20 protein-coding genes are annotated in these 20,987 nt (G+C 74.1%); 13 read left to right on the top strand and 7 right to left on the bottom strand.

Going from position 1 to position 20,987, the window contains the following annotated elements:
* Positions 1-184: 184 nt before the first annotated feature.
* Together ACFPZN_RS47310 and ACFPZN_RS47305 are read left to right on the top strand one after the other, a co-directional pair.
* On the top strand, positions 185-571 hold the full coding sequence (locus ACFPZN_RS47310; protein ID WP_378290123.1) for an SPFH domain-containing protein: 387 nt from the start codon (positions 185-187) through the stop codon (positions 569-571).
* Positions 505-1,563, top strand: coding sequence for a hypothetical protein (locus tag ACFPZN_RS47305; RefSeq protein WP_378290121.1), 1,059 nt, complete (start codon positions 505-507; stop codon positions 1,561-1,563). Before ACFPZN_RS47310 ends, ACFPZN_RS47305 begins: the two co-directional genes overlap by 67 nt.
* A gap of 12 nt (positions 1,564-1,575) precedes the next feature.
* On the opposite strand, the gene ACFPZN_RS47300 is transcribed toward ACFPZN_RS47305, so the two are convergent.
* On the bottom strand, positions 1,576-2,295 hold the full coding sequence (locus ACFPZN_RS47300; RefSeq protein ID WP_378290119.1) for an oxygen-binding di-iron domain-containing protein: 720 nt from the start codon (positions 2,293-2,295) through the stop codon (positions 1,576-1,578).
* Between the two features lie 160 nt (positions 2,296-2,455).
* Here ACFPZN_RS47300 and ACFPZN_RS47295 point away from each other — a divergent pair, with 160 nt between their 5' ends.
* Entirely contained in the window at positions 2,456-3,094 is a 639-nt protein-coding gene (locus tag ACFPZN_RS47295) for an SIMPL domain-containing protein (protein WP_378290117.1), read from the top strand.
* 49 nt (positions 3,095-3,143) lie between these two features.
* On the opposite strand, the gene bla is transcribed toward ACFPZN_RS47295, so the two are convergent.
* Positions 3,144-4,115, bottom strand: coding sequence for a class A beta-lactamase (gene bla, locus ACFPZN_RS47290; RefSeq protein ID WP_378290115.1), 972 nt, complete (start codon positions 4,113-4,115; stop codon positions 3,144-3,146).
* A gap of 208 nt (positions 4,116-4,323) precedes the next feature.
* On the opposite strand from bla, the gene ACFPZN_RS47285 reads away from it, so the two are divergent.
* From ACFPZN_RS47285 to ACFPZN_RS47270, 4 genes are all read left to right on the top strand, one after another.
* Entirely contained in the window at positions 4,324-4,956 is a 633-nt protein-coding gene (locus ACFPZN_RS47285; protein ID WP_378290113.1) for a hypothetical protein, read from the top strand.
* Positions 4,957-5,021: 65 nt separating this feature from the next.
* Positions 5,022-5,762, top strand: coding sequence for a class I SAM-dependent DNA methyltransferase (locus ACFPZN_RS47280; RefSeq protein WP_378290111.1), 741 nt, complete (start codon positions 5,022-5,024; stop codon positions 5,760-5,762).
* 122 nt (positions 5,763-5,884) lie between these two features.
* Positions 5,885-7,030, top strand: coding sequence for an FAD-dependent monooxygenase (locus ACFPZN_RS47275; RefSeq protein ID WP_378290109.1), 1,146 nt, complete (start codon positions 5,885-5,887; stop codon positions 7,028-7,030).
* A complete protein-coding gene (locus ACFPZN_RS47270; RefSeq protein WP_378290107.1) occupies positions 7,030-8,553 on the top strand; it encodes a hypothetical protein in 1,524 nt (507 codons plus the stop codon). Before ACFPZN_RS47275 ends, ACFPZN_RS47270 begins: the two co-directional genes overlap by 1 nt.
* Before the next feature lie 12 nt (positions 8,554-8,565).
* On the opposite strand, the gene ACFPZN_RS47265 is transcribed toward ACFPZN_RS47270, so the two are convergent.
* The 3 genes from ACFPZN_RS47265 to ACFPZN_RS47255 form a co-directional block, all read right to left on the bottom strand.
* Positions 8,566-9,414 carry a shikimate dehydrogenase gene (locus tag ACFPZN_RS47265; RefSeq protein WP_378290105.1) on the bottom strand — a complete coding sequence of 283 codons (849 nt, stop codon included), beginning with the start codon at positions 9,412-9,414 and terminating at the stop codon, positions 8,566-8,568.
* Between the two features lie 117 nt (positions 9,415-9,531).
* Positions 9,532-10,239, bottom strand: coding sequence for a DUF305 domain-containing protein (locus tag ACFPZN_RS47260; protein ID WP_378290103.1), 708 nt, complete (start codon positions 10,237-10,239; stop codon positions 9,532-9,534).
* Positions 10,236-11,768 carry an LVIVD repeat-containing protein gene (locus ACFPZN_RS47255; protein WP_378290101.1) on the bottom strand — a complete coding sequence of 511 codons (1,533 nt, stop codon included), beginning with the start codon at positions 11,766-11,768 and terminating at the stop codon, positions 10,236-10,238. Before ACFPZN_RS47255 ends, ACFPZN_RS47260 begins: the two co-directional genes overlap by 4 nt.
* A 305-nt stretch (positions 11,769-12,073) precedes the next feature.
* Between ACFPZN_RS47255 and ACFPZN_RS47250 the strand changes: the two genes are divergently transcribed.
* The 3 genes from ACFPZN_RS47250 to ACFPZN_RS47240 are packed head-to-tail and all read left to right on the top strand — an operon-like array spanning position 12,074 to position 15,113.
* The gene (locus tag ACFPZN_RS47250; RefSeq protein ID WP_378290099.1) at positions 12,074-13,738 is read left to right on the top strand and encodes a ferredoxin reductase family protein; all 1,665 of its coding nucleotides are present in this window, start codon (positions 12,074-12,076) and stop codon (positions 13,736-13,738) included.
* 38 nt (positions 13,739-13,776) lie between these two features.
* Positions 13,777-14,250 (top strand): FMN-binding protein, encoded by a 474-nt coding sequence (locus ACFPZN_RS47245; RefSeq protein ID WP_378290097.1) that lies wholly within the window; start codon positions 13,777-13,779, stop codon positions 14,248-14,250.
* A 14-nt stretch (positions 14,251-14,264) separates the two neighbouring features.
* On the top strand, positions 14,265-15,113 hold the full coding sequence (locus ACFPZN_RS47240) for an FAD:protein FMN transferase (protein ID WP_378290095.1): 849 nt from the start codon (positions 14,265-14,267) through the stop codon (positions 15,111-15,113).
* Between the two features lie 93 nt (positions 15,114-15,206).
* On the opposite strand, the gene ACFPZN_RS47235 is transcribed toward ACFPZN_RS47240, so the two are convergent.
* Positions 15,207-15,881: an HAD family hydrolase gene (locus tag ACFPZN_RS47235; protein ID WP_378290093.1), complete on the bottom strand. Its 675-nt coding sequence runs from the start codon at positions 15,879-15,881 to the stop codon at positions 15,207-15,209.
* A 32-nt stretch (positions 15,882-15,913) separates the two neighbouring features.
* On the opposite strand from ACFPZN_RS47235, the gene ACFPZN_RS47230 reads away from it, so the two are divergent.
* Positions 15,914-16,444 (top strand): S1 RNA-binding domain-containing protein, encoded by a 531-nt coding sequence (locus tag ACFPZN_RS47230; RefSeq protein ID WP_378290091.1) that lies wholly within the window; start codon positions 15,914-15,916, stop codon positions 16,442-16,444.
* Here the strand turns inward: ACFPZN_RS47230 and ACFPZN_RS47225 are convergent.
* The gene (locus ACFPZN_RS47225) at positions 16,428-19,115 is read right to left on the bottom strand and encodes a helix-turn-helix transcriptional regulator (RefSeq protein ID WP_378290089.1); all 2,688 of its coding nucleotides are present in this window, start codon (positions 19,113-19,115) and stop codon (positions 16,428-16,430) included. The two genes, ACFPZN_RS47230 and ACFPZN_RS47225, sit on opposite strands and share 17 nt — an antisense overlap.
* A 152-nt stretch (positions 19,116-19,267) precedes the next feature.
* On the opposite strand from ACFPZN_RS47225, the gene ACFPZN_RS47220 reads away from it, so the two are divergent.
* Both ACFPZN_RS47220 and ACFPZN_RS47215 read left to right on the top strand, forming a co-directional pair.
* A complete protein-coding gene (locus ACFPZN_RS47220) occupies positions 19,268-19,885 on the top strand; it encodes a dihydrofolate reductase family protein (RefSeq protein ID WP_378290087.1) in 618 nt (205 codons plus the stop codon).
* Positions 19,886-20,102: 217 nt separating this feature from the next.
* Positions 20,103-20,987 (top strand): cytochrome P450 (locus ACFPZN_RS47215; RefSeq protein ID WP_378290085.1); only part of this gene is annotated, 885 nt, incomplete at its 3' end.

Below are 20,987 nucleotides of genomic sequence, written 5' to 3'. Positions count from 1 at the left end.
CGGTCCGCCTGGGCCGAGACGCGGTTGATTTGGGTTCGACTCCTGCCGGGCGGTCCTCTCCGGCCACCGGCCGGGGCGCACGGCCCTGCGGGCTCCCGGTACGTGGCGACGCGTCCGGGAACGCCCCCGCCGTGCCCCTGCGGCCGGAGAGGCCCGCTTGCCCGGCGAACCGGAGGTAGGCGCGATGGCACAGGTGACGGTCATGGAGCGGGAGCGCGTCAGCACCACGGTCACCTGGGCGGTCGGCGACCCGATCACGTTCACGACCGCCGCCGCCTCCGCCCGCGACATGCTGTACGCGGCCGTGCAGGAGGCGATGTGGGACGCCGTGGCGGGCGCCGCGCTGGACGACCTGGTCGCCGACCGGGAACGGCTGTCGTCCGGGCTGCTGCCCGCCGTGGCAGGGCACCCTGCGGGCCGCCGCGGAACCGGGCACGCAGATCGTCCTCGACCCGCGTCCCCGTACGCCATGATCGGAGGCCGGCGAACAGGAGGAGGACGGGCATGGCCGACATGTCGTGGCTCGTGGGTGAATACTCCGAACGGAAGGCGGCGGCCGAGGCGCACGTGACCGAGTGGGTCCCCTACTCGGACGCGGCCTTCGAGACCGAGCCCCTCTACGGACTCCGCAACCGCTTCCGGGCAGGGATGCCGGTCGACGACGCCGCCGAGGCCCACTACATGTACGGCCTGGACGGGGAAGGCCGCGCCTGGGCGGAACGGCAGGCGGTGGAGTTCGAGGGCCAGTTCTACGAATCCTTCCGCGTCCTGGACGACGGAGGCCGCGTCCTGGAACTGGCCCTCTACGACTACACGCCGCAGAAGAACCCGATCCGCCACCAGACCTTCTCCTACGAGAACGGCGTGCTGGCCGAGACCGCGTACCAGGCGAAGGGCGGATACGGCCGGACGCGCTACGTCCACGAGGACGGGCGGCTGGTCCGCATCGAGGACGAGCACGGCGAAAGCCCGGAGCGGCTGCGGCCCTTCGCGCGGGTCCTCGTCCACTACGACGAGCACGGTGAGATCGCCAGGCTGACCCAGGACGCCATGACCATCTACCGGGCCTGGCCTCCGGACCTCACACCGGACGACGCCGAGCGGGCCTTCCTCGATCTCTTCGCCGAGGCGCTGCCCGCCGCCGTGGCCGCCGCGTCGCCGCCGGTCCGGCCCGCCTGCCTCTGGCTGCAGTACATGCCCGGCCAGTTCAGCGTGCTCCCGCCCCTCGCGCTCTTCCCGGAGGAGGACGGCGACGCCGGGATCGCGGAGATGCTGACCGACTTGACCGCCCACGAGATCGACCTGGACGAGGACCGCCACCCCAGGCTGCACGAACTCGCCGGGCTGCTCGACCAGACCCCGCTCGACGACGACCGCGTGGGCGCCCTGATGAGCCGGGCGGCCCGGCGCCTCAACGCCCTCGACTGGACCCGTCACCTCCCGGTGCCCGGCGACTTCTTCGTCTTCGCCGCCGACATCGAGCAGATGTGTCTGGAGGATGCTCTCCGCGAGGCCGCCGGAGCGGAAAGGGCACGGCGCCTCCTCGCCCTCATCGAGAGGTGAGGCGGGCCGCCGCTATTCGCGCATCGGATTCCAGGAGGTCACACCGGTCACGTCCTGCTCGCGCATGGTGCGCAGGTACGGCCGTGCCCGGCCGCCCTTGACGCTGCCGTGGTGGCAGGCGAGCGCGTCCGGCTCCAGGGCCTCGATCTTGTCGAGGGCGGCGTCCAGATGCTCCCTGGACGGGAAGACCCCGACCGTCTCGTAGAACCCGATCATGGCGTCGGAGTCGTCGCCGTCCGACACCGCCCGCCCGCCCAGGGTCGGGGTCGCGAAGACGTCCGAGGCGAACAGCGTCCCGGTCGCCTCCTCGTAGGCCAGCATGCCGTCCAGGGTGGGCACGTACGGCGTGATCAGCGCGACCAGCCGGTGCTCGCCCAGATCCAGTTCGTCGCCCTCCTCCAGGGCGAGCGGTGCGCGGTCGCCCACCTCCGGCAGGGTGGTCATCGCGCCGATCGGGCTGCCCACCGGCAGCGCGTGCGGCGCCTGCCCGAGGAAGGGCTCCAGGGCGCCCGCCTCGTCCCCCTCCCAGTGCGGGACGACGATGTAGCGCAGCCCGCGCGGGTCGATCACCCGCCGGACGGCGTCGTAGGTGTCCTGGTAGGCCTTGCGGAAGCCGGTCTCGACGAGCGTGGGGGCCTCGTCCCGGATGACGAAGCAGCTGACGTCGAAATCCGGCTCGAGCTCCAGGTTGACCCGGAAGATGTCGGTACCGACTTCGGAGATGGTCGACATGGTCGCCTCCCGAACCTCGCGGACCATCACGCCCGGCGGCCGCCGGGCCGTCCCTCCCATTGAACCACCGCACCCCGCCGACCAGGGAGATCAGTCCGCCGGGCGGGGGATTTGTCCGTTCGCGGATCGGGGGGCCGGGGGGACTGCTTAGATCATCGGCATGCAGATGGTGCGGAAACCGTGGGGTGTGGCCGCCTACGGCGCGGCCAGCGTGAAGGCGATGCCCGACCTGGTGCGGGCCAGGTTCATGGTCGTCCGCCTGGAGCAGACGCCGTCCGAGGCGTTCGCCTCGGCCAACCGCGCCGTGCAGGCGGTGCGGGAGACGCTGCGCCGGCACGGGGTGCCCGACTCCGCCGTCGAACGGTCCCGGCTGGGCCTCAAGAGTTCGTGGGCCTATGGGACGGAGCGCAAGTTCCTCGGCTACCAGTGCCAGGCCGCGTTCTCCGTCGAGTCCGGGAACCTGGAGGACGTGCAGCCCCTTCTGGTCGATCTGGTCGACGCCGGAGCGAACGAGATCGAGGCCGTCGACTTCGACGTGACCGGCAAGGGCGAGATGCGGGCCGAGGCCCGCCGGAAGGCGGTCAAGGCGGCGCGCAGGAAGGCCGAGCTGTACGCGGAGGCCGCCGGGGTGCGGCTGGGCGCCGTCCTGCACATCGACGACGTCGACCCCGAGCAGGTCGGCACCGAGCGTTACATGAGCCACTCGTCGGCCGGCGCCGCGTCCGGGGAGGACCTGGCCCCGGGGCACGTGGTGGTCTCGGCGGCGGTCGTCCTCGGGTTCGCCATCGCCCACGGCTGAGCCGCGCAGGCCGGCCCCCGCGGGGAGCCGGCCTGAAGGGCGGGGGCGGTCAGGAGATCTTGCCGAGGCCGCGCGCCAGCACGGTCGTGGTCTTGGCGAAGACGGTGTCGTCGACGGCGCCGTCCTCGGTGTTCCGGTTGGTGTAGACGGCGATGATCAGCGGTGCGCCGGACGGCGGCCAGGCGATCGCGATGTCGGACGCGGCCCCGTACACGCCGCCGGTCCCGGTCTTGTCACCGACGGTCCAGCCCTCGGGAAGGCCCGCGCGGATGCGCTTGTCGCCGGTGGTGTTGGCGCGCAGCCAGTCGTTGAGGCGCTTGCTGTCCTGCGCGACGAGGGCCGGGCCGAGCGTCAGCTTGCGCAGGTCGGCGGCCATGAACGCGGGCATGATGGTGTCGCGCTTCTCGCCGGGCGCCCAGATGTTGAGATCGGTCTCCCAGCGGTCGAGCCGTCCGACCGGGTCGCCGAGGGAGCGGTAGAAGCGGGTGAGCCCGGGCGGGCCGCCGATCTGCTTCAGCAGCACGTTCGCGGCCGTGTTGTCGCTGGTGGTGATGGTCGCGTGGCAGAGCCGCGCGGAGGTCAGGCCGTTCTCGATGTTCTCCTTGAGCCCGGTGACGGGGGAGTGCGAGACCACGTCGTCCGCCGACCAGCGCAGCGTGCGGTCCAGCAGGCCCGGATCGGCGGTGCGCGACCTGTGCAGGATCGCGCCGCACAGGATCGCCTTGAAGGAGGAGTTGCTGGGGAAGCGCTCGTGCGTCCGGTAGCCCACGCTCCTGCCGGTGGCCGTGTCGATGGCGAACGCGCCGATCCGTCCCTGGTAGGAGGTCTCCAGGCTGCGCAACTCCTTGGCGACGTCTGCCTGAGTCGAGGGGCCCTGCTGGACGGTGGTCCCGGTGCGCGCCGCGCGCTCGCCGGCGGTCGAGGTCCCGGCGCCGCAGGCCGCTCCGGCGAACAGCGTGGTGATCGCCAGGGCGGAGGCCCCGAGTTTCGCCCGGAGCCCCCGGTGGTGGACGTGCCGCATCACAGATTCCTCGCTCTCGCCGACTGTCTTCGTTCCGGCACGAGCAGACCAGAGCGCCTTCCGTGATGTCCAATACTGATATTGGGCTCCGGCTGATACGGGTTTCCATATCCACCCAGGTCGGACGGGGCGCGGGGGCGGATCTACCTATGCGCGGTCGAGTACCCGGGCTCATGACGCGGGCCGCCGGCGCGCCGACCATGGGCCCATGGTCCGAAACGTGCTCGCCTACGCCCTGCTCGTGGTGCCGTGGAACGTGCACTTCCAGGCCCGCCGGCTCGTTCAGGAGATCGGGGCCGGCCGGGCACGCGGGCTGGAGGTGCCGCCGGAACGCGAGGCCGAGGCCCGCCGGATCGCGGCGCGGGCCCGGACGGCCGCCGTGTGCGGCCACGCGGTCTCCGCGGCCGTCGTCGCGGTGATCGCCTTCTTCTCCGGAGCGGTGATCGGGTACTACTTCGCCGGCTTCTACCTGCTCAGCACGTTCTTCCGGCCCGCCCACGCGTGGTTCGCCCACCTGCGCAGCCGGCTCGGCACGATGCTGCGGGAGGTCCGGTATCCCCGCGACGACGTCCTCGACCTGGTCGAACGGCTCACCTTCCTGGAGGGCCGCGTCGAGGCCATGCGGCTCACCACCGAGCACCTCCACCAGGCCGATCACACGCTCGAACGGCGGCTGGAGGCGGTGGACCTCACGGGCCGGCGCGCCGCCGCCGACCTGAACGGCAGGCTGGACGCCCTGGGCCGCCGGTTCGAGACCACCGTGGCGCAGCTGACCGACGACCAGGAGCTCATCACGGGCATCAAGGCGTTCCTGCGGCTCCTCCGCGCCGACCCCGCCTGATCGGCGGGGTCGTCCCGCAAATAACCGGGCGCGCCGCGGAGGGCCTCCGGGGTAGTGTCCCGGCGATGGTTGACGACGATGGCCACTTCGGCGAGTCCGTCGCGGCGACGTACGACGAGGCGTCGAAGGAGATGTTCGAGCCCGGCGCCGTCGAGCCCGCCGTCGACGTCCTCGCGGAGCTGGCCGGCGACGGCCGGGCCCTGGAGCTGGGCATCGGGACCGGCCGCATCGCGCTGCCCCTGTCCCGCCGCGGCGTCCCGGTCCACGGCGTCGACCTGTCGCGGGCGATGGTCGCGCGGCTGCGCGCCAAGCCGGGCGGCGACGCGATCGGCGTGACGATCGGCGACTTCGCCACCACCCGCGTGGACGGCTCGTTCTCCGTCGCCTACCTGGTCTTCAACACCATCATGAACCTGACGACGCAGGACGCCCAGGTCGACTGCTTCCGCACCGTCGCCCGGCACCTGGAGCCGGGCGGCCGCTTCGTCGTCGAGGTCGGCGTCCCGGACCTGCGCAGGCTCCCGCCCGGCCAGGACGCCGTGCCGTTCCAGGTGGGGGAGACGCGGTGGGCGTATGACGTGTACGACGTCGCCACCCAGTCGATGAGCTCCAACTACGTCGAGATCGTCGACGGCCGCGGCACGTTCACCTCGATCCCGTTCCGGTACGTGTGGCCCTCGGAGCTGGACCTCATGGCGCGGCTGGCCGGGATGCGGCTGCGCGACCGCTGGGCGGGCTGGACGCGCGAGCCGTTCACCGGCGAGAGCCGCGGGCACGTCTCGGTGTGGGAGAAGCCCGCTCCCTAGCCTGTGACCGGCTCCGGCCGCCGCGTGGTGATCTCTACGGCTTCGTCGGCCAGTACGGTCTGGGCGAACGCACGACCCGGGTAGATGTAGGGCCGGGGGCGGACGATGGCCGGGAGTGGATGATGGCGGAGCGCACCGCGGTGATCGCCGGCGGCGGGATCGGTGGCCTGGCCGCGGCGGTGGCGCTGTCCCGGCGGGGGTGGCGGGTCGAGGTCTGCGAGCGGGCCGCGGAGTTCACCGAGATCGGCGCGGGCCTGTCGCTGTGGCCCAACGCCCTGAGGGCCCTTGCCGCGCTCGGCCTGGACGGCCAGGTCAGGGAGGTGGGCGCGGTCGAGGCCGGCGGCGGCGTGCGCGACCGTACGGGACGCTGGCTCGCGCGTACCGACAACGCCGTCCTCGAAGCGCGGTTCGGGGCGCCGCTGGTCGTGCTGCACCGCGCCGAGCTGATACGGATCCTGGCCGGGGCGCTGCCGGACGGGGCGCTGCGCCCGTCGACCACGATCACCGGGGTGCACGACGACGGCGACGCGGTGGTGGCCGAGCACGACCGGGGAAGTCTGCGGGCCGCGCTCGTGATCGGCGCCGACGGCCTGCGCAGCGCGGTGCGGCGCGCCGGGTGGCCGTCGGCCGCGCCGCCCCGGTACGCCGGGTTCACCGCCTGGCGCATGGTGACCGAGCCGCTGCCCGAACCGCTCGCCGGCGGCGCCGTGACCTGGGGGCGCGGCGAGGAGTTCGGCTTCACCTCGATGAGCGGCGGCCGCGTCTACTGTTTCGGCGCCGCCGCGACGCCGGAGGGCGGCGCCGCCCCGGACGGGGAGCGGGCCGAGGTGCGCCGCCGGTTCGAGGCGTGGCCCGAGCCGATCCCCGCCCTGCTCGCCTCGGTGCCCGAGGGCGGCGTGCTCCGCCACGACATCTACACCCTGCCGCCCCTGTCCACGTTCGTCAGCGGCCGGATGGCGCTGCTCGGCGACGCCGCCCACGCGATGACGCCCAACCTGGGGCAGGGCGGGTGCCAGGCGCTGGAGGACGCCGTCGTCCTGGCCGAATGCCTCGGCGGCGCCGCCGGGGACGTCGCCGCGGCCCTGGCCCGCTACGACCGCCTGCGCCGGCCCAGAACGCAGCGCGTGGCACGCCGTGCGGCCCGCCTGGGCGCCGTCGGGAACGTGGCCTGGCCGCCCGCGGTCATGGCGCGGAACGTCGCCGCCAGGCTGCTCCCCACGTCGGTCACGCTGCGGTCCATGGCACCGATCCTGGGCTGGAGAGCCTGATGCCCGACTGGACCTACCATCCGCTGCGCGGGCCCGCGGGCGCGCTGCTGGGGACGCGCCGCTCGCAGCGGGCCGCGCTGCGCGCGCTGGCGACGCTGACCTCGCTGCCGGGCGGGCGCCGGACGATCGAGGCCGTGTTCGGTCACACGGCGCCTCCGTCCGCGCTGGCCGGGACCGTCGCCGGCATCGCGGTCGGGTCGCGCCTGGGCGCGGTCGTGCCGCCGGACGTCGCGCGCGACGCCGTCCGCGCGCTGCCCACGCAGGGCGCCGGTCTGGTCGTCGTGGAGCCGGTCGGCCCCGGCGACGTGGACGCGGTGCGCCGGGCCGCCGCCGGGCGGCGGTGCCCCGTGCTCGTGCGGACGGACGATCCCGAGGTCACGGCCGCGCTCACCCCCCATGTGGACGCGGTGCTGGCCGTCGGCGGCGCGGAGACGGCCGAGCCCGCGACCGCCGCCGTCGCCGATGCCCTGGCCGCGCTGTCCGCCGATCCGGGCGGGGCGGTCCTGGCGACCCCGGAGATCCTGGTGGAGGCGGGGCCCGGCTGGTTCCAGCGGGTGGCCGAGGCGGTCACGCCGACCGATCCCGCGCCCCGCGTGCGCGAGGTGGGGCTCGATCCGCGGCGATGGCCCGCGTGGTGGTGGGGGATGTGCGTCGGGATCGGGATGATCGTCGCCGGTCTGGGCGCGGCCGCCATCACCCTCGGCCCGCTCCTGCTCTGGTACGACCAGGGCTTCCTCGGCCTCGACCGGGCCGGGCTCCACGGAGCCAACCACCAGCTGGTGCACTTCCTGCAGCACGACCGGATCACCATGGCCGCCACGATGGTGACCATCGGCGTGCTCTACACCGGGCTGGCCGCGGGCGGGATCCGGCGCGGGTGGCCGTGGGCGCGCAACGCCTACCTGGTCTCCGGGTTCATCGCGTTCCCGACGCTGTTCTACTTCCTGGCGTTCGGGTTCGTGGAGCCGCTGCACACCGCCGTCACCGTCACGCTGTTCCCGATGTTCGTGGTGGCCGTGCGGCGGCGTCCCGTCCTCCCGCGCTGGACGCTCGCGGCGGACGGGCCGGAGACCGAGCGGCGGCGGGCGCTGCTGGGGCAGCTCCTGCTGATCGTCACCGGGGTGGGGCTGTTCGCCGGGGGCGCGGCCGTCTCGACCGTGGGGCTCACCCACGTGTTCGTGCCCAGCGACCTGGCCTTCCTCCAGACCACCTCCGGCGAACTCAGCGCCGCGAACCCGCGCCTGCTGCCGTTCATCGCGCACGACCGGGCGGGGTTCGGCGGCGCGCTGATGGCCGCCGCCGCGGCGATCACGCTGCTCACCGCCTGGGGCTGGCGGCGCGGCGAGGCGTGGCTGTGGTGGTCGCTGGCGGTGGCGGCGGTCGTGGGGTTCGTCCCGCCGGTGGCGGTGCACGCGCACATCGGCTACACCGACCTCCTGCACCTGGCGCCCGTCTACGTCGGGATCGTCCTCACCGCCCTGGCGCTGGTCCTGGCCCGCCCCTACCTGTGCGCGCGGCGGTGACGTCCGCGCCCGTCAGGTGGTGACGAGCGTGGACAGGTGGGTGAGCATCCGGTCGGGGTCGGGCTCCAGGCCGGTGAAGAGCCGGAAGGCGTCGGCGGCCTGGAAGACGACCATGCCGCCGCCGTCGAGGGTGCGGCAGCCGAGCCGGCGGGCGCGCTGGAGGAGCCGGGTGTCGAGCGGCCGGTAGACGATGTCGGCGACCCAGAGGCCGGCGTGCAGGTGGCCGGCGGGGAGCGGAGTGCCGGGGTGCGCGGTCATGCCGATGGGGGTGGTGTTCACCAGCCCGTCGGCGTGCCGGAGGGCGGCGGCCAGGTCGGCGGTGGTGGCGGTGCGGGCGCGGCCGGAACCGAAGTGCCGGGCCAGTTCGGCGGCGAGGCTGCGGGCGCGGGCGGGGTCGGTGTCGACGAGGGTGAGGCGGTCCGCGCCGAGGGTGAGGAGGGCGTGGGCGACGGCGGCGCCCGCTCCTCCGGCGCCGAGCTGGACGATGTGGCCGGTGGGGGCGTCGGGGAGGCCGCGGGCGAAGGAGTGCGCGAAGCCGGTCCAGTCGGTGTTGTGGCCGATGGCTCTGGGGCCGTCGAAGGTGACGGTGTTGACGGCGCCGAGGCGGGCGGCGTCGGGGGACAGCTCGTCGAGGTGGGGGATGACGGTCTGCTTGCAGGGGTGGGTGATGTTCAGCCCGGTGTAGCCGAGCCTGCGGGCGGCGCGGATCAGCTCGCCGGGATCGTCCGGGGCCACGTCGTCCAGGTCGATGATCTTGTAGAGGTAGCGCAGGCCGTGGTGGTCGGCCTCGCGCTCGTGCAGGGCGGGGCTGAGGGAGGTGGCGATGCCGGAGCCGATCAGCCCGATCAGATGCGCGGTCATCCCGGCCCGCTCCTTCGGCTGTGTTGTACGAACTAGTACGTTCGTAAGCCGATGCTACCGGACGGCCGCGACGATCAGCAGTGCCGCGGCCGATCCGCGCCTCCGGGAGCGGCCGGATCAGCCCGGGGCGCCGGGGGACGGCAGGGGGCGGTGGCCCAGGGCGGCGAGCAGGCCGGTCATGAGGCCGATCTCCTTGCGCTGCTCGGCGGCCATGAGCCTCGCCGTCCCCCGCACCTGCGGATGGGCGGCGTCCCGCGCGGCGGCGGCCGCCATGACCAGCCCGCCCTCGTGGTGGCGGATCATGAGCTGCAGGAACCGCACGTCCAGGTCGCGGCCCTTGGCCCGGCCCAGCCGGTCCAGTTCCTGCTGCGTGGCCATGCCCGGCATCGCACCGCCCCCGCCGCCCCCGCCGCCCCCGCCGCCGCCAGAGGCGCGATGACCGGCCGTCCCGTGACCGGTGTGGCCGGGGCGGTCCGGGGCCATCCAGGTCATCGGCGGGCCGGAGGGCACCTGGGGCGCGTTCCAGAGGCCCAGCCAGCCCTGCATCTGGCCGATCTCCTTGATCTGGTTGAGCTCCATCGCGGAGGCCAGCTGCGCGACCGACGAGCCCGTCCGCCCGCGGACCGCCTGGGCCATCGTGACGGCCTGCTGATGATGGACGATCATGTCCTGGCTGAACCCGACCTCGACCTCGCCGGGGGCCGCGACCCGTGCCGCGGCCCCTCCCGCCGGCCCGTCACCGGGCAGCAGCATCACCGACCCCGCGCCCAGCACCATGAACCCGACGGCCGCGAGCACGCGTCCCGCGGCGGCCCGCGCGCTCATCGCAACGGGTAGGCGTTGTTGCTGAAGCGCAGCAGCAGCGCCCCGTTGTCGTCGCACGACACCCACAGCCGGTCGCCGTCGAAGCGCGGCGGCGACATGCACCAGTCGGCGGTCATGTCCGTCTCGCCCGTGTAGAGCGGCGGCTTGCCCGGGTAGTTCTCGAGGATGTCGGAGAAGTGCGCGCCGAACGGGACGAACGCGTGCGCCGAGTTCCGCAGCTGGTCGCGCTTGCCGACCTGCGCGGGCGGGTTGAAGTAGGCGATCTCGCGGGGCGCCCGCAGGTCCCGGATGTCGAACACGCGGATCCCCGACTGCGCCCAGCCGCAGGCCATCGCGGTCGGATCGGCGAGCCGGTCGAGGGTGCAGTAGTGCGAGTCGTAGCCGAAGATCCCGTTCTTGGCGGTGTCGGCCCCGCGCCGCTGGGCGTGCTCGGGCCGGTTGATCTCCAGCTTGAGCTGCCGCACGGTGACCGGCTTCGTCTCGTCGGACATGTCCAGGATCCGCGCGCCGCCCGACCCCAGCTCGTCGACCGCGACCATGTAGGGCCGCCCGCGGTGGGTGAACGGGATCGTGTGCTGGGTGACCAGCCCGTCGGACCACGTCGTCCCGGAGACGCGGCGCAACTGCGGCTGCGGCTTGCGGTCCTGGATGTCGCCGGCGTCGAGGGTGGTGAAGCCGGTCGGGATGTCGGCGACGTGGATGCGCCTGCCGTCCGCGCTCACGCCGATGCCGTGGTTGACCAGTCCGGTGGAGCCGTTGTAGAGCACCTTCGGGGACCTCGGGTCGGACATGTCCAGCGCGGCGATGGTGCCGCCCACCGTCCCGGTCGTCCAGTACGTGCGGCCGTCGGCGGACCAGGCGGCCTCGTGGCCGGGGAACAGGCCGGGCAGGGTGAGCTTGGTGCCGTTGATCCCGTTCAGCAGCCGGGGCTTGGCGCAGTCGGTCTTGATGTCGTACACGGAGACGAAGAAGCCGCCGCTGAGGAGGCCGACCGACACCGCGGCCAGCAGCCCGCGGCCCTCGTGCACCTTGAGGGTCTCCCACGTCCCGCCGAGCGTGGCGGGGCTGACCAGCGAGTCGCTCAGCCGGGGCCGCGCCGGATCGGACATGTCGACGACGTTCACGCCCGGCCGCTTGGCCGACACCGCGCTCGGCAGGATCGTCCCGAGGTACTGGCAGTGGCCGTAGGACGCGCCGACCGTCGCCTGCCCCTGGCCCTGGTAGCGGCTGAGCAGTTTTAGGTTGCACTCGTAACCGCGCTGGCTGCGTCCGCTCTCGCGGTCGGCGAGGGGGACCTGGCCCTGGAGGCCGGTCTCGGGCGCCGAGCCCGGCCCGCAGTCGGCGCGGGCCACGGTGGTGTCGACGGGTGCCTGCGCCGCGGCCCGCTCGACGCCGCCCGCCACCAGCGACCCGGTGATCGCGGCCAGGGCGAGCGCCCCGGCGGCGCGTCTGCCGGTACGCCGGGTCTGGACGGGGGCGGGCGCGGGCGCGTCCGGCACTGGGGCGCCGAGGTCGGTCGGCGTGCTCATGGGAGGCTCCTGGGGGGTGGGAGGCCGGCGGACGCCTAGCGAAACGCTCGCGTTCTTTTGAATGCCGACCCACTGTAAGCACGCCCTTGCCATCTGTTCAGTGCTCCAGGGTGAGTGATTTCCGGGCGGATTTGTGGCCGCCGATACAAGCCGGAAAGGAGCGCACCTCCGGATCCGACCGGTGAACCGCCGGGGCGGGCACGGCCGTACGACCTTCCGTCAGGCCCCAGACGACCACGGCCTCCGGCGAAGCTCTCCCGGCACAGCCCGGCGTGACGCGCGCCCGGACCCTCACGGAGGATCGCGTGCACGGAGGAAAGACGGTTCCACCGACGAGCCCCCCGGCCGCGTACGACGACACGTACGGCGGCGACCGGGATCGGCGGCGGGCCGCGGCCATGCGCCGCACCGTCCCCGACCTGGCGTGGCCTCCGCCGAGCGCGCCTCCGCACGGGCCGCCTCCGCACGGGCCGCCTCCGCAGCGGGCGGCGCCGCGTCCTGCCGTGAGCCCGGACAACCTGACGGCCCCCCTGGTGAACGACCCCCGGGCCCAGCCCCCGCGCTACGCCCGGCACGGGGACCAGCCGCTCGCCCGGCGGGAGCGGCCGTCCAGAGCGCAGGCCGCGCCCGCACGGCAGAAGGCGCCCGCCGCGAAGATCGCCGGCAACCGGCTCCTGGTGGTCATGCTGTTCTGGACGATGCTGTCCGCCAGTGTCGCGCTCTGGGTGTTCAACACCCCGCCCAGCGCGGTCAGTGAGCCCGCCGAGGTCATCACCGCGGCCGGGCGGGTCACCGGTCTGGGCGGCGGGTTCCTGCTCCTGGCGCAGGTGCTGATGATGAGCCGGGTCGCCTGGCTGGAGACCTGGATCGGCGGCCACGACCTGATGCGCTGGCACCGCCGCCTGGGCGCGTGGCTGCTGGTGATGGTGCTCGCGCACGCCGGGTACATCACGGTCGGCTACGCGCTGACCGAGGACGTCACGATCGCCGACGAGACCGTCACCCTGTTCACCACCTACGACGGCATGGTCGGCGCGTTCACCGCCACCGGGATCATGGTGGCGATCGCCGCGCTGGCGATCCGCGGCGTCCGCCGCCGCCTGCCCTACGAGCTGTGGCACTGGCTGCACCTGGCCACGTACGCGGTGCTGATCCTGGGCTACGGGCACCAGTTCGCCAACGGCGCCGAGCTCTCCCGCGGGGGCTTCGCCGCCTGGTACTGGGCGGGCCTGTACGCCCTGGTGATCGCCTGCCTGGTCTGGGGCCGGGTGGTCGAGCCGCTGTGGCTGAACCTGCGGCACCGGCTCCACGTCATCGACGTCGTGCCCGAGACGGAGACGATGTTCTCCGTCTACGTCGGCGGCCGCCGCCTGGACCGGCTGGAGGCCCGCGCCGGGCAGTACTTCCGCTGGCGGTTCCTGAACGGCGGGGGCTGGTGGCAGTCCCACCCTTTCTCGCTGTCGGCGGCGCCCAACGAGCAGTGGCTGCGGCTGACCGTCAACGCGGTCGGCGGCCACACCGCGCGGCTGCGCCACCTGCGGCCCGGCACCAGGATCCTGGCCGCCGGACCCTCGGGAACGTTCACCGCCGGCCACCGCGTCCGCCAGCGGACGCTGCTGATCGCGGGCGGCAGCGGCATCGCCCCGATCCGCGCGCTGCTGGACGAGCTCCCGAGCGACACCGTGGTCATCTACCGGGCCGCCGACGCCTCCGGCATCGCCTTCGGCGACGAGCTGCGCGGCCTGGCCCGCCGCCGCGGCTTCACCGTCCACTACGTGCTGGGCTCGCGCGACGAGCCGGGCCCGCGCCGCCTGCTCACGCCCGAAGGGCTCCGGGAACTCGTCCCGGACGTGCGGCACCGCGACGTGTACCTGTGCGGCCCGCCCGGCATGGTCGAGGCCGCGATCGCCACACTGCGCCGGCTGCGGGTGCGCCGCCGGCAGATCCACCGTGACCCCTTCGAGTTCTGAGAACCCTGAGCCGCGACCGACCCCTGGGAGACAACGAGATGCGCCGAACCACCGCGGCCGTCGCCGGCACGCTGACCGGGACGGCCCTGCTGCTCGCCGCCAAGTTCGGGACGAGCCCGCCCGACCCCGTCGCGACCGACCAGGCCGCGGGCGAGACGGACGGGGCCGCCCCCGCACCCGCCCCGTCGGGCACCGCGCGCGCCGGGGGCGGGGGCGCGGCCGCCGCGAACGGGCTCAAGAACGGCGTGTTCCGGGGCACGGCCTCGGTCAACCCGCACGGCCCCATCCAGGTCACCATCAGGGTCGCGGGCGGGCGGATCACCGGGGTCAGCGCCACCCACGCCACGTCCCCGGCCAAGACCGTGCAGGTCAACCGGCGGGCGATCCCCGTGCTCCGGCAGGAGACCCTGACCGCCCAGAGCGCCCGGATCGACACCGTCTCGGGCGCCACGTACACCAGCGGCTCGTTCACCGCCTCGCTGCAGTCGGCGCTGGCGGCGGCGAGGGCCTGAACGGGAGCGCGAGCATGCATCACATCGAGCACGTCATGGGGACGGCGGTCAGCATCGACATCGCCGACCTGCTCCCGCGCCGCGACCTGGCCGGCCTCGTCGAGCGGACCTGCGCCTGGCTGCACGAAGTGGACCGGAGGTTCAGCACCTACCGCGCCGACAGCGAGGTCAGCCTCTTCGACGACGACGACGACGGGCCGGCCGGCCTCGACGGCTGCTCGCCCGACCTGCGCGCCGTCCTGGAAGCCTGCGCGGACCTGCACCGCCGCACCGATGGCTACTTCGACGCGCGCGCGACCGGGAGACTGGACCCCTCCGGGTACGTCAAGGGCTGGTCGGTCGAGGTCGCCTCGGCCCGCCTGGCCCGCGCCGGCTCCCTCAACCACTGCATCAACGCGGGCGGCGACGTCCGCTGCCGGGGCCGGTCGGCGTCCGGCGGCGCCTGGCGCGTCGGGGTGCGGCATCCGTGGGAGCCGGACAAGGTCGCCTGGGTGGTGACCGGGACCGATCTGGCCGTCGCCACCTCCGGCACGTACGAGCGCGGCCACCACGTCCTGGACCCGCACACCGGCGAGCCGGTCCGCGCCCTGCGCTCGGTGACCGTCACCGGCCCCGACCTGGGCGTGGCCGATGCCTACGCCACGGCCGCGATGGCGATGGGGGCGGACGGCCTGCTGTGGCTGGCGCGGCTGGCCGACTCGACGTACCAGTCGGCCGCCGTCACCCGCGACGGCCACGCCTACCGCTCCGACCGGTTCCCGGTGGCCACGGACGAGCCCGCCCCCGTCCCCGGAAACGCCCTCACGGACGGAACCGGCCTCGTGGCGGACGCCGTTCTCGCCGTGTCCGCCCCACGCCCCTGACCCGCCCCGGGAGGACCGCCGTGCACAAGTTCTTCCTCATCCTCATCACCGCGGCGCTGGCCGTCGGCCTGGGCATGGCCGTCTCGCTCAGCGTCACCGGCTAGAGAGCAGCCCCGAAAGCTCGCCGAGGGCCGTGATCCGGAACACGCCTTCCGGGACGGCCGCCTCCGCGCCCGCGCGGTCGAGCCAGATGCCCGTGAGCCCCGCGCGGTGCGCGCCCACGGCGTCCACATCGAGCCGGTCACCGACATAGGCGACCTTGGACGGAGGAAGGCCCAGCGCCTCGCAGGCGGCCAGGAACGCGGAGCGGTCGGGCTTGGCGCAGCCGAGCCGGTCGGAGCACAGCAGCACCTCGAAGTGGTGCCGCAGCCCCAGCGCGCTCATCCTGCGCTCCTGGTGGACGGTGCTGGAGTTGGACAGGATGCCCTGCCGGTAGGGGAGCGCGTCCAGTACCGCGGCCACGTCGGGGAACGCCGTCCACGCGGCCTCGAACAGCACCTCGTACCGGCCGTACCAGGCGTCGGCGTCGCCGTCGCCGACCGGACGCCCGACGAACCCGCGGACGCGCCGCCGCCGCTGCTGCTCGTAGGTCAGCTCCCCGGCCGCGAACCGCCCGTACTCGGCGTCGGTGATCCGCCGCCACCGTTCCAGCGCCGCCTCGTCGGACGGCAGCCCCTCCGCCGCGAAATGCCGCAGCAGGCCCGCCCGTTCCGAGCCGGAGAAATCGAAGATCGTGTCATCGACGTCCCACAGCACCGCCTCGATCACACCCGCGAGCCTCTCATGAAAGGCTGGAGGCCATGAGCGGAGACCAGCCCGAGGCCGCGACGGAGCACCCCGAACTCTGGGGGTTCCTGGCGTCGCTGCGTCCCGGCGAGGTCCTTTCCGGCACGGTGGCCGCCATCGAGAGGTTCGGCGTGTTCGTGGACCTGGACGACGGCCCCGACCATCCCGTCTTCCCGGGCGTGGGCTTCGTGACCATCCCCGAACTGGCCTGGGAGCACTTCGACGACCCGGCCGACATCGTGCGGGTCGGGCAGCGGGTCACCGGCGAGTTCCTGCAGTTCGACACCACCAACGGCGAGGCCCGGCTGTCACTGCGCGCGCTGCGGCCCGACCCGTTCAAGGAGTTCGCGCGCCGTCACCACGCGGGGCAGAGCCTGGACGGCACGGTCACCAAGGTGGTCCCGTTCGGCGTCTTCGTCCGCGTGGCCGACGGTGTCGAAGGGCTGGTCAAGGGGGCGGACGACGCCGTACGGCCCGGTGAACGGGTCACCGTCGTCATCACCGCGATCGATCTGGAGCGCCGCACCCTCAAACTGGCCCGTTAGTGGCGAGGCGGGCCAGTTCGGTGCGGTTGGCGACGTGGAGCTTCGCGTAGACGTGGGCGAGGTGGGTCTTGACCGTGCCCCTGCTCATGAACAGGCGGGCGGCGATCTCGGGGTTGGACAGGCCCTGGACGGCGAGGTCGACGACCGACCGCTCGGTGGGGGTGAGGCTCTCCCAGCCTGAGTCGGGACGGCGCCGCGGCCCGCGTGCTCGGGCGGCGTAGGAGATCGCGTCCCGCAACTCCATGCAGCGGCCCTGGTCGAGGGCCTCGCCCGAGTCCGCGGCCAGTTCGTCGCGCAGGGCGGCCGTGGACGGTCCGGGGCCCGCTCCGGCCTCCGAGCGGGCGCGTTCCGCGGCGCCCGCCAGGATCCCGGCGGCCTTGCCCGTGCCGCGGCGCAGTGCCAGGAGGGCCAGCGACTCCAGGGAGTCGGCGCAGCACAGGACGAGGCCGTGCGCCGACGCGATCCGCAGGACCTCGTGGTGCAGGTCGAGCGCGCGTTCGGGGTCGGCGGCGCGGGCGAGGACCGCCCTCTGCTCGGCCACGGCCGCCCGGACGCGCGGCATCGAGCCGATCAGGGGAGAGCCCGCCAGGCCGTCCAGGATCTCCGCCGCGGCGGCCTCCTCGCCCGAGGCCCGCAGCGCCTCCGCCAGCACCAGCCGGGTGTCGGGGGCGAGGTGCTCGTCCTTCGGCTCGGCCCGCCACCGCCCTTCCCGGCGGCACCATTCCACAGCCTGGCCGGGACGGCCCCGGCCGAGCGCGAGCAGGGCCTTGACGCGTTCCCAGCCGGGGATGAAGACCGGTTCGCCGGAGTCCGCCACGAGACGGTCGATCGGGGCGATCGCGTCGGCGGCGTCCTCGACACGGCCCTGCAGCGCGCGGACCTCGGCCAGCACGCCGCGCGCCGTGCCGATCCGGTGGAAGTCGCGCAGCGGCTCGGCCGTCGCCACGGCGCGTTCGGCCAGGTCGGCCGCCTTCCTCAGGTCGCCCGACCTGGCCGCGGCCAGCGCGTGCCAGCCGAGACTGGAGGACGCCACGCCGCGGTCGCCGCGGCGCAGCAGCCCCTCCAGGGCGGGCTCGAAGCAGGCGATCGCCTCGGCGTACTCGTCGCGGAGCAGGTGGACGAGCCCGGCCAGCGCCAGCGAGGAGTCCGCGACGAACCCGTCGCCCGCTTCCAGGGCCTCGTCCCGGACGGCCATCGCCGCGGTGTGCGCGCCGTCCAGATCCGTGGCCAGCAGGCCGATGGCGGCGAGCGACCCGGCCAGGCGCCCGGCGGCGGGCGCGCCCGCCTCCGCCGCCAGCTCGCGCGCGGTCCGGGCGGTCTCGTACGCGTCCCCGCCCGCGAGCGCGGTGTCGGCGACCAGGGCCTGCGCCACGAGGACCTCCGCCTGCAACGCGCCGCGCTCGCCCGCCCCGCGCCCGGCGGCCAGGCGCAGCAGCCGGACGCCCTCCGGCCCGCGGCCCTCCAGGTGCCACAGCCACGCCATCGACGCGGCGAGCCGCCGTCCCCGCGCCGCGTCGTCGCGCGACAGTCCCCATTCGATGGCGGCGCGGATGTTGGCGTACTCGGCGCCAGCCCTGGCCCGCCAGGCGTCCTTGTCGGTGTCCAGCAGCGGGGCCAGCCCTTCGGCCAGCGACAGGTAGAGGTCAAGGTGCCGGTCGCGGACGGCGTCGGCGTCGCCCGCCTCGTCCAGGCGGGCCCGCGCGTAGGCGCGGACGACCCCGAGCATCCGGTAGCGCGCCACGGGTCCGGCCGTGTCGGCGACGACGAGTGACTTGTCGATGAGCCCGCGCAGGGCCTTCAGCAGGCGCCCCGGCGGCGGTCCGCCGAGCGCGGCGAGGCCCGCGACGGCGTCGGAGGCGAAGCCGGGCTCGAACGCGCCGAGCCAGCGGAACAGCACCCGCTCGTCCTCGTCGAGGAGGCGATGGCTCCACCGCATCGACTCTTCGAGCGTCCGCTGCCGGAACGCCGCGGTGCGCGCGCCGCCGTCCAGCATGGCGTACGGGTCGCCCAGCGAGTCGGCGATCTGCGCCGGTGACAGCGTGCCCGCCCAGCCGGCCGCCAGTTCCAGGGCGAGCGGGAGCCGGTCGAGCCGGTCGCAGACGCGCCTGGCACCGGCCCGCGCCTCCGCGCCGAGCTCCGTCCCCTCCGTCGTGCGGGCGCGTTCGAGGAAGAGGCTCAGCGCGTCGGACAGGTCCAGCGGCGGGACGCGCCACACCCGTTGACCGCCGATCCCGAGCGTGGCGCGGCTGGTGGCCAGGATCGCCACGTGCGGGCATTCCGCCAGGATCCCGGCGATGACGTGCGCCGCTCCGTCCAGGACGTGCTCGCAGTTGTCCACCGCGATGAGCGCCGAGCGTCCCCGCAGCGCGCGCACGAGCGCGGGCAACGGGTCCGTCCCCTCGGGGAGCGGCACGTCCAGCGCCCCGGCCAGCGCGCGGGCGACGCCGCCGTCCTCCGGTTCGTGCTCCAGGCCCGCCCAGAAGACACCGTCGGCCCAGGCCCCGGCCTGCTCCCGGCAGGCGCGGACCGCCAGCCGGGTCTTGCCGCACCCGCCCGGCCCGACCAGCGTCAGCGCGCGGCCGGCGGCGAGCAGGCCGCCGATCGCCGCCAGCTCGCCGGTCCGCCCGACGAACGACGTCAGCTCCTGCGGGACGCGGTCGACCTCGGACATCGCGGGAAGTCTGCCACCATCCGGGCCGCCGCGCCCACCTCGGCCACCGCGCCAGCGCATATCGGCCACCTGGCAGATGTTCCCGGGCCGCGCCGGCGACACCATCGAGGGAGACGGCGCCGCGAGGGCGTCCCGACCACAGGAGCACCACCATGACGACCACCACCGGCGGCCAGGCCCGCAAGGTCATCGCCAACATCTCCCTGTCGCTGGACGGCCGCGTGCACGGGCGCGGCGGCGAGTACGACATGGGCTGGATCGGCCCGCACGCCGTCTCCGACGCGCCGCGCGACCTGATGGTGCGGATGGCGGGCTCGGCCACCACGGTCCTGCTGGGCCGCAAGAACTACGAGGGCTTCGGCGGCTACTGGCCGGCCGTCGCCCAGGACGAGAGCGCCGAGCCCCGCGACCGCGAGATGGCGCAGTGGCTGGACGAGGTCGAGAAGGTCGTCTTCTCCTCGACGCTCACCGGCGCGCCCTGGAAGAACTCCCGGATCGTGAACGGCGACGCGGCCGCGGAGGTGCGGCGGCTGCGCGCGGAGCCCGGCGGCGACATGGTCGTGCTCAACAGCGTCAGCGTCATCAAGGCCCTGGTGGCGGCCGGGGAGCTGGACCGGCTGACGATCACCCTGTGCCCCGAGCTGGTCGGCGGCGGTGCGCGCCTGTTCGAGGACGGCGTTCCCCAGACGTCCTGGACGCTGACCGACCTGTCCACCTCCGGCACCGGCGCCATCTGCCTCACCTACGACAGGAAGCCCGCCGGGAGCTGACCCGGCCGTCGGTGAGAAGCTCATTCTCCGGAACAGGCAGTCATGATCTCGTGCCAGGTTTCGGTGCGGTGCCCGCGGGGGATGAGCGCGCCAGGCGGCGGCGCGGCGCCGTCCGGCCGCGACCTCGGCCGATCCTCGTTCTCGTATCCGGATGCTTGCTTCGCTCTTGCTGAGAATGTAGTTTTCAAGCGTCGGGGAGGTTTCCGGAGGCCCCGGCGTGCGCGCCGCGGGCGGGCACGGGTCGCTCACGACCAAGCGGGACACGCGCGTCGCGGTGTCGAAGGGAACGGTGCTGACGGTGAAGGACTACGAGGCGCTCGACTTCTTCCGGGGTGAGGAACTGGTCGAGGACCCCTACCCCTACTTCGAGGCGCTGCGCGGGCAGTGCCCGGTCCAGCGTGAACGCCACCACGACGTGGTGATGGTGACGGGGTACGACGAGGCGGTGCAGGTGTTCAACGACACCGATACCTTCTCCTCGTGCACGTCGGTGACCGGCCCCTTCCCCGGTTTCCCCGTCCCGCTGGAGGGCGACGACGTCTCCGAGCTGATCGAGCGGCACCGCGACGAGCTGCCGATGAGCGACCAGCTCCCGACGCTGGACCCGCCCGTGCACACCGCGCACCGCGGCCTGCTGATGAAGCTGATCACCCCCCGGCGCCTCAAGGAGAACGAGGGCGCCATGTGGCAGATCGCCGACGGGCTCCTGGACACCTGGCTGCAGGGCGACGAGGGCGAGTTCATCAACGGGTTCGCCGCGCCGTTCACCCTGCGGGTCATCGCCGACCTCCTCGGCGTCCCCGAGGAGGACCGCGAGGAGTTCGCCGACGCGCTGCAGCACGGTCCGCCCGGCGACGGCGGGGCCATCGGCGGCACCGGAGAGAAGAGCCTGGCGCACACCCCGCTCGAATACCTGTACGGGCGCTTCACCACCTACATCGAGGAGCGCCGCCGCGACCCCCGCGGGGACGTGCTCACCGGGCTGGCCACCGCGACCTTCCCGGACGGCTCGACCCCCGACGTCGGCGACGCGGTGCGGGTGGCGGCCAACCTGTTCGCGGCGGGCCAGGAGACCACCGTGCGGCTGCTGGGCTCGGCGCTC

Source organism: Actinomadura rugatobispora, from assembly GCF_042656285.1.
Classification (GTDB): domain Bacteria; phylum Actinomycetota; class Actinomycetes; order Streptosporangiales; family Streptosporangiaceae; genus Spirillospora; species Spirillospora rugatobispora.
This window is presented reverse-complemented; position numbering and strand designations above follow the sequence as displayed.